General features: G+C 46.1%; 12 protein-coding genes. 4 read left to right on the plus strand and 8 right to left on the minus strand.

Annotated elements, in window-relative coordinates; all coding sequences use genetic code 11:
- Positions 1-151: 151 nt before the first annotated feature.
- From FXO21_RS04530 to queG, 4 genes are all read right to left on the minus strand, one after another.
- Entirely contained in the window at positions 152-1,735 is a 1,584-nt protein-coding gene (locus FXO21_RS04530; RefSeq protein ID WP_149638978.1) for a SusD/RagB family nutrient-binding outer membrane lipoprotein, read from the minus strand.
- Positions 1,736-1,754: 19 nt separating this feature from the next.
- Positions 1,755-4,883 carry a SusC/RagA family TonB-linked outer membrane protein gene (locus FXO21_RS04535; RefSeq protein ID WP_149638979.1) on the minus strand — a complete coding sequence of 1,043 codons (3,129 nt, stop codon included), beginning with the start codon at positions 4,881-4,883 and terminating at the stop codon, positions 1,755-1,757.
- 706 nt (positions 4,884-5,589) lie between these two features.
- Positions 5,590-6,003: a DUF1761 domain-containing protein gene (locus FXO21_RS04540; RefSeq protein WP_149638980.1), complete on the minus strand. Its 414-nt coding sequence runs from the start codon at positions 6,001-6,003 to the stop codon at positions 5,590-5,592.
- Between the two features lie 79 nt (positions 6,004-6,082).
- Positions 6,083-7,030 carry a tRNA epoxyqueuosine(34) reductase QueG gene (gene queG, locus FXO21_RS04545; protein ID WP_149638981.1) on the minus strand — a complete coding sequence of 316 codons (948 nt, stop codon included), beginning with the start codon at positions 7,028-7,030 and terminating at the stop codon, positions 6,083-6,085.
- Positions 7,031-7,140: 110 nt separating this feature from the next.
- On the opposite strand from queG, the gene FXO21_RS04550 reads away from it, so the two are divergent.
- The 4 genes from FXO21_RS04550 to FXO21_RS04565 all read left to right on the plus strand — a co-directional run bounded on the left by FXO21_RS04550 (position 7,141) and on the right by FXO21_RS04565 (position 11,221).
- The gene (locus tag FXO21_RS04550) at positions 7,141-7,803 is read left to right on the plus strand and encodes a nucleotide exchange factor GrpE (protein ID WP_149638982.1); all 663 of its coding nucleotides are present in this window, start codon (positions 7,141-7,143) and stop codon (positions 7,801-7,803) included.
- Between the two features lie 96 nt (positions 7,804-7,899).
- Positions 7,900-9,066, plus strand: coding sequence for a molecular chaperone DnaJ (gene dnaJ, locus FXO21_RS04555; protein WP_149638983.1), 1,167 nt, complete (start codon positions 7,900-7,902; stop codon positions 9,064-9,066).
- 61 nt (positions 9,067-9,127) lie between these two features.
- Positions 9,128-10,033, plus strand: a complete 906-nt coding sequence (locus FXO21_RS04560; protein ID WP_149638984.1) for an alpha/beta fold hydrolase — start codon at positions 9,128-9,130, stop codon at positions 10,031-10,033.
- 21 nt (positions 10,034-10,054) lie between these two features.
- Positions 10,055-11,221 carry an endonuclease/exonuclease/phosphatase family protein gene (locus FXO21_RS04565; RefSeq protein ID WP_149638985.1) on the plus strand — a complete coding sequence of 389 codons (1,167 nt, stop codon included), beginning with the start codon at positions 10,055-10,057 and terminating at the stop codon, positions 11,219-11,221.
- Between the two features lie 81 nt (positions 11,222-11,302).
- Here the strand turns inward: FXO21_RS04565 and FXO21_RS04570 are convergent, their stop codons facing one another.
- The 4 genes from FXO21_RS04570 to FXO21_RS04585 form a co-directional block, all read right to left on the minus strand.
- Positions 11,303-14,278, minus strand: coding sequence for a glycosyltransferase family 117 protein (locus FXO21_RS04570; RefSeq protein ID WP_149638986.1), 2,976 nt, complete (start codon positions 14,276-14,278; stop codon positions 11,303-11,305).
- A 134-nt stretch (positions 14,279-14,412) separates the two neighbouring features.
- Positions 14,413-15,738, minus strand: coding sequence for an ABC transporter permease (locus FXO21_RS04575; protein ID WP_149638987.1), 1,326 nt, complete (start codon positions 15,736-15,738; stop codon positions 14,413-14,415).
- Between the two features lie 30 nt (positions 15,739-15,768).
- Positions 15,769-16,683, minus strand: coding sequence for an ABC transporter ATP-binding protein (locus FXO21_RS04580; RefSeq protein WP_149638988.1), 915 nt, complete (start codon positions 16,681-16,683; stop codon positions 15,769-15,771).
- Positions 16,684-16,835: 152 nt separating this feature from the next.
- Entirely contained in the window at positions 16,836-17,273 is a 438-nt protein-coding gene (locus FXO21_RS04585; RefSeq protein ID WP_149638989.1) for a DUF898 domain-containing protein, read from the minus strand.
- Positions 17,274-17,276 lie beyond the last annotated feature (3 nt).

Consider the following 17,276-nt stretch of genomic DNA (forward strand, 5'->3'; position numbering starts at 1 on the left):
GAATTATCAGGAATTGTTTTGCCAAAACTATCCAATTTTGGTGCAATATTGGTTACTAACTGGCATATAAATCAGAAAGCGGTAGGGGATCTATATCCCCTACCGCTGTAAAGCAGAATTTTAAGTTACTCAAATGCTGCCTGCCTGGATGTCAGAAGTTCGCAACTTTTCCGGTATCCCACCATAGACGGGTTGCAATATCATCCTTTGCACCCGTACCCATTTTTGTTACAGCATCTGCAACTGCGGCAGTATTGCCAATCCTTTCATCATTGATAAAAGGCATTCTTTTGATCCATTCATTTGCAGGAATTACTCCCCAGTCACCATTACTGTCATTTTTGGCTACATGTGGGATTTTCGGGTAGCCTGTACGTCTGAAATCGACCCAGGCTTCGATGGTATTCGTGAATGTATTGATGTACTTCTGGGTAATGATTTTTTCCAGTTTCAATTCATTCGAATCCGCATTGTTCCAGGCCACAGTGATGGTTGAAGCAGCAGTAAAACTGTTACGGGCATCGATCGGATCCACGTAATTGATCGGCTTGCTGGTAGCGTCAGCAAGGTAGGCGTCTACACCGGCTGCGCCCCAATCAGCGAAAGATAACCTTACGCCATTTTCATAATTGGCCTTTGGATCGCCTGCACCCGCCCATCCTCTGAGCCCGGCCTCTGCTTTAAGAAAAGCAACTTCCGCAGCAGTAAAATTCCTTCTTGTCTGCACAGTCTGGAAGCTTTCGTTTACTTTCGAGAAAGGTACATGGTCCGCTTTTGCTTTTACAAAACCGCCGTTCCGAACTCCTTTGTAAGGCATCGTCGGATGATCTTTATACAGTGCAGCATTCGCCGCAGACATTGGCGCGTAGAACTGCGAAATCCGGCCATCTTTCAGACCAATCAGGAAAGATTCCATTGGGGCGCCCATGCGGGTATCGTCCCATTCATAAGATATCTGGGCAACAGGTATCTTAGATCCATTCAATGAATTGATAAAGTTGTCAGCATTGACGGTTATCAAACCCGCAGGATCAGCCAAAGCTTTTTCTCCCTCAGTTTTAGCTAATGCAGGATCCACTTTCGAAAGGCGCATTGCCAGTCTCAGACGCAGGGAATTAACCACTTTTTGCCATTGAGGAATACTTCCGGCATATGCACTAGGGTCAAATTTCTTAAACCCTGCGTACTCTTTGTTTGCTCCGAGATCCGTCTGTATAGAATCCAACTGCTTAAAGAATAGCGGATACAGGTCTGATTCTTTATCGTACAGGATTGAGTTAGCGGTGGTACCATATTGCGTATAAATGACCGGCCCGTGTACTGCCGTCAATTTGGACATGGCCAGGATACGGATCAACTTTGCCCACGTAGCAAAAAGCGGAAGGTCATTGTCTGCAGCCAGCTGGATAACCTGCTTTGCAGGGGACATGACACTACCATAGACCCGCCCCCAATAAGCATTCCAGCGTATATAATAGGTGGTATTATTCACATTACCGACAAAATCCGTAGGTGTACCCATATACCCCATCCAGTTGTCGGCACACAGGTCCTCTTCAATCTGATGACCATTCAAATTGAAGATCATGTTCGAAAAAGGAGAACCTACCAGGTTAAAATCCTGCTTAAGCAATTCATCTGAAATCTGGTTCGGGTTCTCGTTTGCCTCAATAAAATTACCTGTACAGCCCGCGAACGCAATCAGGGATACCAGTGCGAGAAATATTTGTTTCATGATAGAAATTTTAAAGTTTTTAGAAAGTGACCTTTAGGTTCAAACCATATGACCTTGTAGCCGGCATACCAAATACGTCAGTAGACTGCATTGCATTGCTGGTAGTCATTGCCTGCTCAGGATCGAAAGGCGCTTTTTTGTATAGGAAGAACAAGTTCCTTCCTACAAACGACAGGGAAGCATCTTTAAACACAGGGTTTGTGGCTTTGCTTTTAAAATTATAGCCGATCACAAACTGCCCTAACCTGACGTTTGTCCTGGAATACACATAAGGTTCCATAATTTTGTTCCTGTCACCGATGGCAGAATAGTACGTATATGGAGCGATCGTATTCACGGCTGCACCTTCGGGTGTAACTGCATTGATAGCCATTGTTCCGGCATCTCTCGCTTCCGCAGACCTTTCACTTACACCGTAGGAATCCAGGAATGCCTCTGTTTTAGAGAATGCAACGCCGCCGAATTTTCCATTGACCAATACGCTGGCAAAGAAGTTACCATAACTGATATTGTTGGTCCACCCCATAAGAAGCTTAGGGTTCACATTACCCACCAGTTCTTGCTTAGCAGCTTTTGTAGGCACACCATTTTTATCCAAAATAATGGCTCCGGCTTCATTTCTCGCAAATTTGAAAATATACACGTCATTGAAACGACCGCCTGCTCTAATGATGGATGCAAAACCCTCGTCATCACCACCTACTTGATAATTAGGATTAGATGCAATCAATTCCACAATCTTGTTTTTGTTTTGGGAGGCGTTCAATGTAGTGTTCCAGCTGAACTTGTCGGTGCGGACAGGCTCTGCATTGATCGTTAACTCAAATCCGCTGTTTTCGATCCTTCCTGCATTGACATAGTAGGTGGTATATCCCGAACCGGATGGTGCTGTCAGCGAAAGAAACTGATTGGTACTTGCGCCGTTGTAATATGTGAAGTCAGCTCCCAACCTGTTCTTGAACAACTTAACCTCAACACCATACTCATTGGCTACGATCTTTTCAGGTTTTAAGTTGGTAAAGGGGACCTGCGTGGGCCTGTTAATACCGCCTATGCCGGTTGGTCCGCCAGCTCCACCGATACTGCTCAATGGAAGCACTCTGTTATAGGGTACTTCGTTTGCCGTTTGTGAAAACGATGCCCGTACTTTCAGCAATGAAATCGCCTGAGGCAAGTCAAGCATCTGGCTTATCACAGCAGATCCTCCGACAGATGGATAAAAGTAGGATTGGTTACCAGTAAGCGCCAGGGTAGAAGCCCAGTCATTACGCCCCGCGAGATCCAGGAAAAGAAAGTCTTTGAACCCCAGGGACAAGTTTGCAAATGCACCCTGCTTGATCGTATTGCTATAATCCGGGTGATTGTTGAAAATCACATTGTACGGCATGTTCGCGAATGTGAATACGTTGGGATACTGTAATGATACAGTCCCGTTGCCAACTCTCAGACCATCGAAGTACGTGTTTTTCTGATAGCTCAGACCAGCCAGCGCCATTACACTGAAATCTCCAAAGCTCTTATTATAGGTAAGGATACCGTCCGTGTAGACCGACTGATCGGTATATCTGTTATAAGCCCAGGTACCGTTAGGACTCACACTCACCGAGTTACCGCCTGCCGCGTACCGCTTGTCGTCCAGAACATTGTTATAATCAATGTTACCCCTTACTTCAAATCTCAGGCTTTCCAGAATATCATAGGATAATTTAGCATTGGCGATGATCCTTTTGTAGGTCTGCAGTTTCGGGTTTCTGTTGATTTCCCAGTAAGGATTGTTTTGCTTTTCCTCCGTCGAATACCAGTTCATCTTATCCATATTCCTCTCCTCATTGAAGACAGCGAAGTTATCTCTGTAACTATTAAAATCGCGGTCCCTGGCGAAGAGATATAAACCAGTCAGCGGGTTGTTGTAGTACCCTGCACCCGGGCGGTTCTTGGATTTTTCAGCCGATAAAATCACACCAGAGCTGATTGTAATCTTGTCCTTAAGCAGTTTGGTACTTTGTCTGAACGAGAAGTTGTTCTTAACATAAGTATTCGTTGGCATGACGCCCTTAGAAGAGATATTGGCATAGGAGAAGTAAACGTTGGTTTTAGCGTTCCCGCCGGTAATTGCCACCGAGTTGGTAAAAGTAGCTCCTGTCTGGAAGAAATCTTTGATGTAATCTTTCTGGTAATTGTCAGACTTAACCTCGGGTGTCCCGATGGGAGTCCAGCTGTAATCACCGCCCACGGTTCCGTAACGATACTGAAAATCAGGCAGACCGGATACTTGTTCCACCACAGCGCTGGAATTCAAATCCACAGACAGTTTACCTTCTTTACCTTTTTTGGTTGTAATCAGGATCACCCCGTTGGCGCCCTGGCTACCATAAAGAATAGAAGCATTTGCCCCTCTCAAAATGCTGATACTTTCAATATCCGCAGGGTTGATCGCCGATAGACCATCTCCACCATCCGTTCCACCATAAGAGCCAGGCTGACCGCCTTTGTTATTGACCATCGGAATACCATCAATTACATAAAGCGCTTCACTAGAGCCCTGCAAAGATTTGTTACCTCTCAGTACAGCCCTTGTAGAACCACCTGCACCAGAGCTACTTACCTTAATGTCGATACCTGCTGCCTTACCGTTCAGGGCGTCAACGAAATTGGTGTTGGCAGCCTGCCGCAGTTCAGTGCCCCCGATCTGCTGCGTTGCATAGGTTAGCGCTTTCTTATCCCTTTGGATACCGAGAGCTGTTACTACTACTTCCTCAAGCACGGAAGCGGATGTTTCGAGCACAACGTTCAATGTACTTTGCGATCCTACGGTCACCTCTTTGGTATTGAAACCGATAGATGAAAACACCAGGATAGTTTGGTCATTAGGAACGTCGATAGAAAACTTACCGGCGGCATCGGTGATCGTACCTGTTTCAGTACCCTTAATCAGCACAGTCGTGCCTGGAACAAGCTCCCCTTTGGTGTCGGTTACCGTACCAGAAACGGCTCTTACGTTAACTTTGACTGCTACTGTGTGATTCAAGCTACTTCCCGATTTGATCGGTACAGCAAGTGATGCACTCACGGAAGCCGCCATGGCGACCATCTGGTAAAAAGTAAGTTTCATCCACAAGGGACACTTTACTTCTTTCTTTCTTTTCATAATCTTGAATGTTAATTGTTAAGAAAAATTTGGCATAGTAAACTCCATACACCTGAAAAGGTGATCAGAGCAGTAAAAGACCTTAAAGTACTGACTTCAAGTTCCTTATCATTGTTAGGGATGAGAGTAAAGTATCAAATCATAGGCAAACCGGAACGAGTATTTAAAATTTTTTAATTTCTTCTTCTACCGAATTTTGGGACGCTTGCAATCAATATACGTGAGCTTGCTATTTCTGACCTCTGTGATAAGCTGTCCGCATTAAAGGGATTCAGATGGTCAATTATCAAATGCGGCCGATAGAACTGGGGTTGCTGACAAACTATACTAGCCTTATAGAATATTCGGTGTTCATTAAATCGATGAAATTTAAATGTAATTCACAACACTAGCAATTTATTTCGAAAAATTTAATTGCACTAAACTAATATTCTGGTAGAAATACAATTTATGGCACCAAAAGCCGTGCATTTTTACTTCCTGTAAAATATTATTTGTCCAAAAAACATTTATTAAAACGAAACTTTTTACTGCGTGCTCGAAGACACACTTCCATATCTTATTGATTAGGTAAAATGAGGTGCTTCGAAAACTGCTTTAAGCAAAACAATGACAAATAGAATTGCCCCGGCAGCCTGATTAAGGACGAGATAAAGAGAACTAGTACTAAAAGAAGATTGAATACTGTAAGGAAGCTGGCTCTGGATTATTCATATTTGCGCCATCCCCCCAGAATACTACCGGTGATAGCATAAACGATTGCACTCACCCCTCCGTCGATCAGGGACAGCAGCAATGGTTTCAGGGAAAACATATCCTTTACAATCGTTTCGAACAATACAAAAACCACTCCGAACAAGAGCCCGATGACGAAACCGGCAAACAAAGATTTGACAGGGATTTTAGTGAACACCCACGCGATGGTATAGGCGGCGAAAGAGGAAGAAACAATACTGGCAAGGTAGGGAGCCGGACTGGTGGCTGCTTTGATCTGCTCCGGTGTGAACCCGTTCAACGCCATCCATTTATCAGAAAAAGCGCCATACCATAAAGCCGGAACCACTTGCCCTATAACTACGCATACCAGCACGGCCCAAAGATTGACAGATTGTCTTCTCATAATATTGAGTGTGTTTTTCGGTAATCGAAAGGAAACTCCCAAGCCCAAATATAAAAGGATTAGGTATTAGTTGTGCTTTTTATTTAGATGATATAACAAAATCTATATTTCGCTTCAAACCATCAAATTTCGCTCTTTTTACAGGCGACCGTTTAAAAATTTCTCTGAACACTTCCTCCGTAATTTCCTGCCAATCACTCTTGCTGAACGCTGACAAAGTTTCAGAAAGATTGAACTCGGGCGTGGCATGCGGCCTGGAAAAGCGGTTCCACGGGCAAACATCCTGACAAATATCACATCCGAAAATCCAGTTGTCGAATTTCCCCCGCACATCCTCAGGAATTGCATCTTTGAGTTCAATGGTATAGTAACTGATACATTTACTTCCATCAACCACGAATGGTTCGGTTATCGCATCGGTCGGGCAGGCGTCGATGCAGCGGGTGCAGGTGCCGCAATAATCCTGGACGGGCCCGTCGGGTGCCAGTTCGAGGTCGCAGATGATTTCTCCTATAAAGAAAAAGCTGCCGGTTTCGCGGTTCAGGAGATTGGAATGCTTGCCGACCCAGCCCAGTCCGCTCTTTGCCGCCCATACTTTATCCATCACCGGCGCGGAATCTGTGAATACTCTTCCATTCACTTCACCCACTTCCTCGCTGATCCCGAGCATTAATGCAGCCAGTTTTTCTTTTAATACAATATGATAGTCGGTGCCGTAAGCATATTTGGAAATTTTGAGATCCTCTTCTCCCTCGGGCAGTCGTTTTTCGGGATAATAATTAAGCAGTACGGAAATAACGCTTTTCGCTCCTTCAACCAGCTTCGTCGGATCGAGCCGTTTGTCAAAATGGTTCGCCATGTACCCCATAGCACCATTACTGCCTTTTTTCAGCCAGTTTTCCAGTCTTGGAGCTTCATCTTTCAGAAACTCCGCTTTCGAGATACCACAAAAATCAAAGCCAGCTTCCCTTGCTTTCATCTTCACGAACTGACTTCTTTCCTGGCATACTAGATCTGCGGTCGTCATCTTGCAAATTTACAAATTATTGTAAAATGCCATCTTGTCAGTAATTTAGCCCTGGCAAAATAATTTACTCTTCCTGTGACATTGCAACAGTCACGTTATTATTGAGAATTATGCCGGAAAATACAGAATTCAACATAGATCAAGACAAAAACTACGAAATGAACGAGGAAAATGCGCCATTGGAAACTGACAACACGGCAACAAGTGAAAACAATGAAATTTCCAATTCCGTCCCTCTCGATAATGCAGGGCAGGAGATAACTGGTGAGGCACCCTCTGGTGAGGCACCCTCTGCTGAGGCACCCGTCGAAGCGGTAGAAACCGATCCGGTAACAGCAGCCAAAATCGAGATCGCAGAATTGAAGGACAAATACATCCGTCTTTATGCAGATTTTGAGAACTTCCGCAGAAGAACCGCAAAGGAAAAGCTGGAAATGATCTCCGGTGCGGGAGCTGATATGGTGAAGCTGATACTGCCGATTGTGGACGATTTTGAGCGCGCAAAGGTATCTTTTGACTCTTCAACAGATGTGGAAGCATTAAAAGAAGGTGTCGACCTGATTTACACTAAGCTATTCAAAGCATTGGAATCCAAAGGATTAAAACCAATGGAATCCAAAGGAGAAGCTTTTGACGCTGAAATTCACGAGTCAATCGCGCAATTCCCTGCGCCCTCGGAAGACCTGAAAGGCAAGGTGATCGATGAGATTGAAAAAGGATATTATTTAAACGATAAGGTGATCCGCTACGCGAAAGTGATCGTGGGTGCCTGATTTAATCAATAATGTATGATGTATAATGACCAAAGGCATCTATCCATTGTTAAATACATTGCACAGCCGCTTTACATGATACATTAGGACAAAATAATGGCAAAGAAAAGAGATTATTATGAGGTACTGGGCGTAGACAGAAAGGCTGCGGCAGAAGACATTAAAAAAGCTTACCGCAAGCTTGCAATCAAATTTCACCCGGATAAAAACCCGGAAGATCCCACGGCAGAAGATAAATTTAAAGAAGCTGCCGAAGCTTACAGCATTTTGAGCGATGATAATAAGCGCGCGCGTTACGACCAGTTCGGACATGCGGGCGTAGGTGGAGCAAGCGGAGGCGGGGCCGGCGGATTCAGTGGCGGCGGCTTTACCATGGACGATATTTTCTCCCAATTCGGGGATATATTCGGAGACAGCAGCCCGTTCGGAGATATTTTCGGACGCCAGGGTGGAGGCGGAGGTCGCCGGGTACGTAAGGGATCGGATCTCCGGATCAAGCTGAAACTGAACCTGGAAGAGGTTGCCAATGGTGTGGAGAAGAAAATCAAGGTGAAACGCCACGTAACCTGCAATACCTGCGGGGGAAATGGCGCGAAACACGGTACTTCCCTCACCAACTGTAACAGCTGTAACGGAACCGGCCAGGTACGCAAAGTGGTAAGCACGATGCTCGGCCAGATGGTTTCGACCAGCACCTGCCCAACCTGTAACGGCGACGGCAAGATCATCAGCGAGCGTTGCGATTCATGCGCAGGAGAAGGAAGATTGTTGCAAGACGACCTGATCACCCTGAACATACCGGGTGGCGTAGCGGAAGGAATGCAGCTTTCGATGTCGGGCAAGGGTAATGTGCCTGCACGCGGCGGCATGGCAGGTGACCTGCTGATCGTGATCGAGGAAGAAGAGGATGCTTCACTGAAACGCGACGGTAACAACGTCGTATTCGATATGCACCTGAGCTTTATCGACGCGGCTTTGGGTACGTCTGTTGAAATACCTACCATCGACGGAAAAGCACGCATTACGGTTGAATCCGGGACACAAGCCGGCAAAATCCTGAGACTGAAAGGTAAAGGTATTAAAGACCTGAACGGATACGGAAAAGGAGATCAGCTGGTCCATATTAACGTTTGGACACCACAGCAGCTTTCTTCTGACGAACGTGAAACGTTAGAATCTCTTCGTCACTCTCCTAACTTCCAGCCGAAGCCCGGAAAGAATGAAAAAGGCTTTTTTGACAAAATGAAAGATTTCTTTCACTGATTATATTGCATTCCGAATAACGAGCCGCCCCTTAACCGGGCGGTTTTTTTATTTCCCCTAAATGCATTTAAATTGTATCACGCATCTTACGGATCAAATGCCTTTCCCGCCAGCTTTCCGAAAATTCAAATGGTTAAAAATCAGCGCCTTCATATTGCTTTTCGCCTGGCTGATTTTTTCGCAGAGCTGTATGAAGTTCCGGACCAAAGATGCGGATGCTGCCGAGGCTTTTAAAAAAGCAGGAGTTTCCATTGAATTTAAAAACCTCCCGGTAAACGGCGGAACATTGCACTACGCGAAAACCGGCTCTGAATCACTCCCTACCCTGTTTTTTGTTCACGGCTCACCGGGTAGCTGGGACGCATTCTCCGGTTACATGCAGGATACCGCATTACTCAGCCGCTTCCGCATGATCTCCGTAGACCGTCCGGGATTCGGGTATAGTGATTTTGGAAAAGCCAAACACCTGCAACCACAAGCTGCAATGATCCGGCAAATCATCGAAAAGGAACATAATGGCAGGCCCGTACATTTGATCGGCCACAGTATTGGCGGGCCGGTAATCGTGGAAATGGCCGAAGACGAGCCGGATAGTTATAATTCCCTTACTATATTGGCTGGTTCCATATCCCCATTCGAGGAGCCGCGCGAACGCTGGCGGTACGTAGCGCGGTGGATTCCATTCAGGTATTTAATCCCCGGTGCATTCCGGCCTTCCAATACAGAGATCGTGTATTTCAAAAAGGATTTGTATCACCTGGATTCGATGTTTCACAAAATTCAAATTCCGGTAACATTTATTCACGGCGATGCAGATACTTTTGTGAGCGTAAAAAATGTGGATTACGGTAAAAAGAAACTGGGCGACCGTGTCGAAGTTAATGTCATTATCATTCCCGGCGCAAATCACTTCATTCCGTGGCAGCATTATGAAATCATTCAAAAGCATTTGTTAACGCTTCATTGACAATCACTTAGTTTCAAAATAATGAAAAAATTACTCCTTCCGCTATTGATCTCAACCACTCCGATTATCGTGCAGGCACAATCTGCCACGCTGACCTTTGCTACTTACAATGTAAGCATGGAAGCCGAAAATTATTATCCGCGGGGCACCAAGGGCCTTTCTGAACAGATATTGGTCAAGGAACTTTCCACGGGCAGCAATCAGCAGATTAAGAACATCGCCAAAATTATCAAGACCGTCAGACCGGATGTGATCCTGCTGAACGAGTTTGATTATGTGAAAGACCCCAACAGCGGAGTAGGTGCGTTTATTCGAAATTACCTTCAAAATGATTCCGACGGTGTGAAAGGAATCGATTATCCCTATTACTATTATTCGACTGTCAACACCGGCCAGCCAAGTCCGTTTGACCTCGACAGGAATGGAAAAGCCGAGCAGTACGGCGCCGATGCCTGGGGTTTTGGAAATTACCCGGGTCAGTATGGAATGGTATTGCTCTCGCGCTTCCCAATCGATACTGCCAACGTGAGAACTTTTCAGCATTTCAAATGGAAGGACATGCCTGGCGCACTGAAAACCACCAATGCCGACGGTACCGACTGGTATTCACCCGAAGCCTGGGCGCTTTTTCCGCTTTCTTCCAAATCACATTGGGACGTACCGGTACAAGTAAATGGAAAAACGATCCATTTCCTCGCCAGCCACCCTACCCCGCCCTCTTTCGACGGCCCGGAAGACCGTAACGGAAAGCGCAACCACGACGAAATACGTTTCTGGAAAGATTACATCAGCGACGGCGCCTATATTTATGATGACAAAGGCAAAAAGGGCGGACTGGCTGCCGATGCGGCATTCGTTATTCTTGGCGATCAGAACGCTTCACCTGACGAAGGCAATGCGATCGGTGAGGGAATCCGCTCTTTATTATCCCACTCAAAAATCAATAATGAAATGCCGCCGGCAAGCAGCGGCGGGGCGCAACACAGCAGTTCCAATGCATTTGCCAAAAACCATACCGCATTCTGGCGTATGCGGGCGGATTATGTACTTCCGTCGAGAAAAGGCTTCAAAGTTGTCAATAGCGGTGTTTTCTGGCCGGCAAAGGGCGAACCGATGGCGGAACTGGTTGAAAAAAGAGAATCCAGCTCAGATCACCGTTTGGTTTGGGTGAAGGTTGAGCTGGATTAGTCTTCGGCTGCGCTCAGACTGACATGTCCCTCTGCTTCGCTTTGGAGGACAATGGCGGCGGGCAGCCGGGCGGTCGAGGGGCTATTGCCCGCCGCCGTACATATTAAATGCGGCCAGGTGTTTCTGGAATATTGTTTCGTACTTCTTGGCGGCAACCTCCTGTTTCGCTTCGCGGCATTCCTGAACGATGATTTGCAGGATATACAGATAAACGTTACTGTCGCGCCGCTTGGTTGTACCGTTTTCTTTTGCCCAGGTCAGCACTTCGTCAGCTCGCAATGCCATTGTATCGGCAATTTTCAAAGCACGGGCAGTTTCTCCCAAATCAAACAATGGTCCGATAAAGTTGGCCGAGAACTGATCGTAAGGAATGCTTTTATCCGGCATCGTGGCAAGTGATTTGTCAATCGCCTTCTTCGCTTCGTCCTTGCGACCGTCTGCCAGCAGCTGACCTGCCAATCTAAGGAATGCGATCCTGGCTGTGGCTACCGGAGAACCCAGATATGTATTGTCGTAATAGGTGTTCGGATTGTCCAGCTCGCGCCACGACATTTTCGTCATGAGGTTGTTGTACATCACATCCGCATTCACGTAACCATCGCTTGCGCCAGGCACTTTCACAGGCAGCAGCCGGTATGCATAACCTTCTAGCTGCATATATTCTTTCAGGTTCAGATAACTGGATCCACCCAGCGTTGACGAGAAGTAAATGGGACGCTGCCAATCGTTGGTTGCGATAATATCCAGCATGATCAAATCCGATTTGTACAAATCACCTTTCCCGATCGTCCAGCTGATAGAATCACTTACGAAAGGAACCAGGTCGGATTTAATGATATTCATTTTCTTAACGGCCTCCGCATTGACAGGCAAAAACAATACAGACGAAGGGAGGATCGAGGTCATATCTCCGCTGGTCAACGGAACCTGGATCGCCTTATTTTCCTGTTTTACCAGGCCAAGGTATTCTTTCAGGTTAATGCCATTTTTTACGCTTGGGATTTCGTAGAATGGCACAATGTCGTTTTTACCGAAAGCATAATTGTTTTTATCCAAAGAAATAGGCAGCGCCTCCGAAAGATAAGTTTTACGTTTCATCTGGTCGATATACCAGTCGGTACCAAGCAAGCTAAGGTTACAAACGCGAACATCCGTACGGAAACCTTCCACTTCCTGAACGTACCAAAGCGGGAAAGTATCGTTATCACCTCCTGTGAACAGGATTGCATTCGGCGCACAGGAATTCAGGAGGTTTTTGGCAAAATCAACAGAGTGGTAACGGTGGCTGCGGTTATGGTTATCCCAACCTTTTACACCCATAATCACAGGTACCACCAGCGAAACGGCCGTAGCAGCTACTGCGCGAGAAGATGCATTGCCCACAAATTTGCTGATCGCATCTGCAATGGCCAAAACGCCGAATCCAATCCAGATACAGAAGATATAGAACGATCCAACGTAGATATAGTCACGCTCCCGGGGTTCTGTGGGCGGTGAATTCAGGTAAACTACGAGTGCAACCCCAGTCAGGACAAATAGTAATCCAAGTACCAGCAGGTCACGTTTTTGCCGGAAATACATCATCACAATACCAAACAGCCCGAGTAAAAACGGCAGCATGAAGAAGTTATCGTGTGCCTTGTTGTTCTCGATCGGCTCGGGATATTTTTTGGTAACGTCCCAGGGAAGCATATTACCCGCACCTTCTTCATCACTTTCACGTCCGACGAAATTCCAAAGGAAATACCGCCAGTACATGTGTCCGATCTGATAGGAGAACATGAAAGAGAGATTGTGCCCCATGGTCGGCTTCTGCCCTTCGGCTAGTCCCGTCATTTGCTGGTATAGCTGCGGGTGTCCGGGCTGGGTACTGTACATACGGGGCAGGAGCATGCTGCTGCCTGGCTCGTATTCATATTCCGGTCTGTAATCGTAGATGACATATTTACCGTTTTGCTTCCGGTACATTGGTGCTCCGCGTTTCTGGCTTACCGGCCGCGAAACAAATGACGGACCGAATAGCAGAGGGCGGCTTCCATACTGTTCCCTTTTCAGGTAGGAAACGAAGCTAAGCACATCGTTTGGATTGTTTTCGTTGATCGGCGGGTTGTACTCAGCGCGAACCAGTACCATCAGGTAACTCGCGTAGCCTATCAATACAAAAGCCAGTGAAAGCAAGCCGGTATTTAACAGTACATTACCTTTCTGGTGAGAATAACGAATTCCCCAGATCAGTGCGCCCAGAAACAGAATGATAAAGAATATAACCCCTGATTTGTAGGGCATGCCAAGCGAGTTGACGAAGAATATTTCAAACTTACCAGCGATACTCGGCAGCCCGGGAATGATACCTGAATTGATAATTCCCAAAATCACCAAACCGCCAGCAAATGCAAGTATTCCTCCAAAAACGCTTGTTTTTGGGTATTTCTTGAAATAATAAACCAATGCAAGCGCAGGGATCGTCACCAGGTTCAACAAGTGGACCCCAATTGACAGACCAACCAAATATGCGATCAGGATCAGCCAGCGATTTTCAGCAGCAGGATCTTCTACACGCTCCCATTTAAATACCGCCCAGATCACGATCGCAGTAAAAAACGACGACATACCATAAACCTCAGCCTCAACTGCCGAAAACCAAAACGAGTCAGACCAGGTATAAGCCAGCGACCCGATCAATGCTGCCCCGATTACCAGAATGGTATCAGCCGTTGTCAATTCACTATCGGATTTGGAAACGAATTTGCGGGCAAGCAATGTAATCGTCCAGAAAAGGAACAGGATCGTAAAGGCGCTGCTCAGCACAGATACCATATTGACCCAGTAGGCTACATTGGTAAGATCACCAAATGCAAAAAGCGAGAACAGGCGGCCTATTAAAAGAAAAAAGGGTGCTCCCGGGGGGTGGGGCACCTGCAATTTGAATGCACAGGCAATGAATTCGCCGCAATCCCAAAAACTGGCGGTTCGTTCTACTGTAAGTGCGTATGTGATGAATGCAATTGCGAATACAATCCAACCCGCAAGGTTGTTGGAACGGTTGAAACGGGTCATCTGAGAGACAGTAAATTAGAAAAAGTTATATGCAAAGATGGTAACTCTTTTGGAGCAGTTTTATCAATGATCGGCCAAAATTAGCAAAATTACCACAAGGTCAAGATTTTCCGTCTCTTAAAAAGTGTTAAGAACTATTTGTAAAAAATCCACTTGGCGAGCTCTTTATAAGTGACTTTTTTTCCGTACATCAGGATACCGACCCGATAAATGCGCGCTGCAAGCCAGGTGGTGCCCATAAAACCGATCACCAGCAAGAGCATCGACAGGGCGATCTCCCACGCCGGTACGCCAAACGGGATTCGTACCATCATGATGATTGGTGAGGTGAAAGGGATAATCGACGTCCAGAAAGCGAGGCTGCCATCCGGGTCGCGCAGCACAAACTGTGCAAATACAAATGAAAATATGATCGGCAGCGTGATCGGAAGCATAAACTGCTGTGTATCCGCGTCGTTATCAACAGCCGCTCCAACAGCGCCGAACAACGCACTGTACAATAAATATCCACCCAGATAGTAGAACAGAAAACAGCCGATAATCAGGGGAAGGTTCAGGCTGCTTACCGCGCCCAGAATTTCGGTCATAGGGTTTTCCACATTACTTCCAGGCACACCCTTTGATGGCATTCCGTTCTGCATTTTTTCCATTTCCTGCTGTACCTGCGGCGATTCTTTTGAGATCTGACTGCTCACGATCGCAGAAGTGGCGCTCGTCAAAGCGGTTGTTAAAATGATCCAGAGCAAAAACTGTGTCAGCCCCACCAGCGCGACACCAATGATCTTACCGAGCATCAGCTGAAAAGGCTTGACGGATGATATAATCACTTCGACAATGCGGCTCGTTTTTTCCTCGGTAATTCCCCGCATTACCTGCGTCCCGTAAATAAAAACGGACATATAGATCAGAAAAGCACAGACCCCGCCTATTGCAGTGGCAGCTGCCGAGCTGCTGTTTTTTTCGCCTTCTTCACTGAGACTGATCGTTTCCGAATTCACATTAACCCGCGAATCTTCCAGGATTTTGTGCGTAATTCCTGCTTCCGAGAGCTTGATATCTTCAATTTCCTTCTCAATTACCTTTTCAATTTCCGATTTAAGGTCCATGCTGACATTCTTGGAGGCATAAATCCGCACTGATTTTGGCTCTTTGATCACATTTTTAGGAATGTAAACCAATGCATTTGCATCCGTTTTCCGGAAGTCTGCTTTCGCAGAGTCAATATTCCCATCGATAAAAGTGAAAGCGAGTGTCTCGGAATTTTTAAACTCGCTCCGGAACAATCCGCTCTCGTCAAGTACCTGCACCGTTTTGGTGTCGACCGAGCCGATAGCGACCCAGATCACCGCCGCGTAGAAGCCAACAAAAAGCAAAGGGCCGAGCAGGGTCATGACCAAAAACGACTTCTTTTTGACCCGGACCAGGTATTCTCTTTTAATTACAAGGAAAATATTTCGCATTGTGAAGGTTTTTAGATGATTAAGTGACTGTCAGGCCTCAGGCACTTCGTTGACGGAACGCATGAAAATTTCGCTCATACTCGGGATATTCTCTCCGAAAGACCTGATCTCGATATTCGGTAACAGACTGGCGAGCAATTCATTGGGACTTCTGTTTTCTTCCAGATGAATAGTTGCGCGGCGATATTCATTTTCGAGTTCCTTTTCCGCTGATATTTCGTAAAAGCCACTCAATCCAGTCAATGAGCCGCGGTACTCTACAAAATAGGTATGCGTTTTAAATTGCTCCTTAATTTCGTTTTTCGGCCCGTCCAGCACTTTTTTCGACTTATGTATCAATGCAATATGATCGCAAAGTTCTTCCACCGTTTCCATTCTGTGGGTTGAAAAAATGATCGTGCTTCCTTTTTGTTTCAGCTCCAGGATCTCATCGCGGATCAGGTTCGCATTGATAGGGTCGAAACCGGAGAAAGGCTCATCAAGAATAATGAGGTCAGGTTCGTGGAGCACGGTAGAGACGAACTGTACCTTTTGCTGCATACCCTTGGAAAGGTCCGATACGCTTTTGTCCCACCAGGTTTTAATATCGAATTTGATAAACCAGACCTTTAACTTCTCTAACGCCTCCTTTTGTGATAATCCCTTTAACTGCGCGAGGTAAAGAAGCTGATCGCCCACTTTCATTTTCTTATAGAGCCCACGCTCCTCAGGAAGATAGCCGATACGCGAAATGTGACTGTCATTAAGTCTCTGCCCGTCAAACAATATTTCCCCTTTATCTGGCCCGGTAATCTGATTGATAATGCGGATCAGTGAAGTTTTCCCCGCACCGTTCGGCCCAAGCAGACCGAAGATCTTACCCCTCGGAATGGAAATGCTTACGTCGTCGAGGGCAATATGGTTGGAATACTCTTTTGTAACATTCCTGACTTCAATGATATTCATAAGTTGAGAAATCCGTGATTATGCCCCAAATATGCAAAGTAGAGGGGTATGATTAAAGTTACAAGTAAGAAAGCGCATTTTGGCTGATTAGTGGTAAAAATAAAAAAGCGGGCGGAAACCGCTCGCTCGATGAAATAACCTCAGGATAAATGCTAGTGCACGTACTTTTCCCGGATTTGAAACAGAACCCAGAAACCTACAATCGCCCCGACCACGGCTCCAAAAATGCTCAGCTGGATCAAATTACTTAGGATACCAATCAGCAATGCATAATAAAGCAGGTTCCAGCCGGCACGCCTCCTGGCACGCAGCGGCGAAAACGACATTAAATACATAATAAGGGTAATGACTCCGAGTGCGACACCAAGGTAAAAGTTAAAGCCAATTCCCGGCGCAACTGCCCCCAGCCCCACCGCCGCACCGCCAAAACCAAACGCGACCAGCAGGCCAAAAACCGCAATACCAGAAAGGACAAGAATAAAATAAGGACCGTACTCGACCAGAAACTCTTTGACAGATTCCGAAAAGGGAGGGAATTTACCAAGGAAAATAGGTTCCAGTTCCTTTTCCAAAAGTAATTTTGATTCCATAGG

This window comes from Dyadobacter sp. UC 10, from assembly GCF_008369915.1.
Taxonomy (GTDB): Bacteria; Bacteroidota; Bacteroidia; order Cytophagales; family Spirosomataceae; genus Dyadobacter.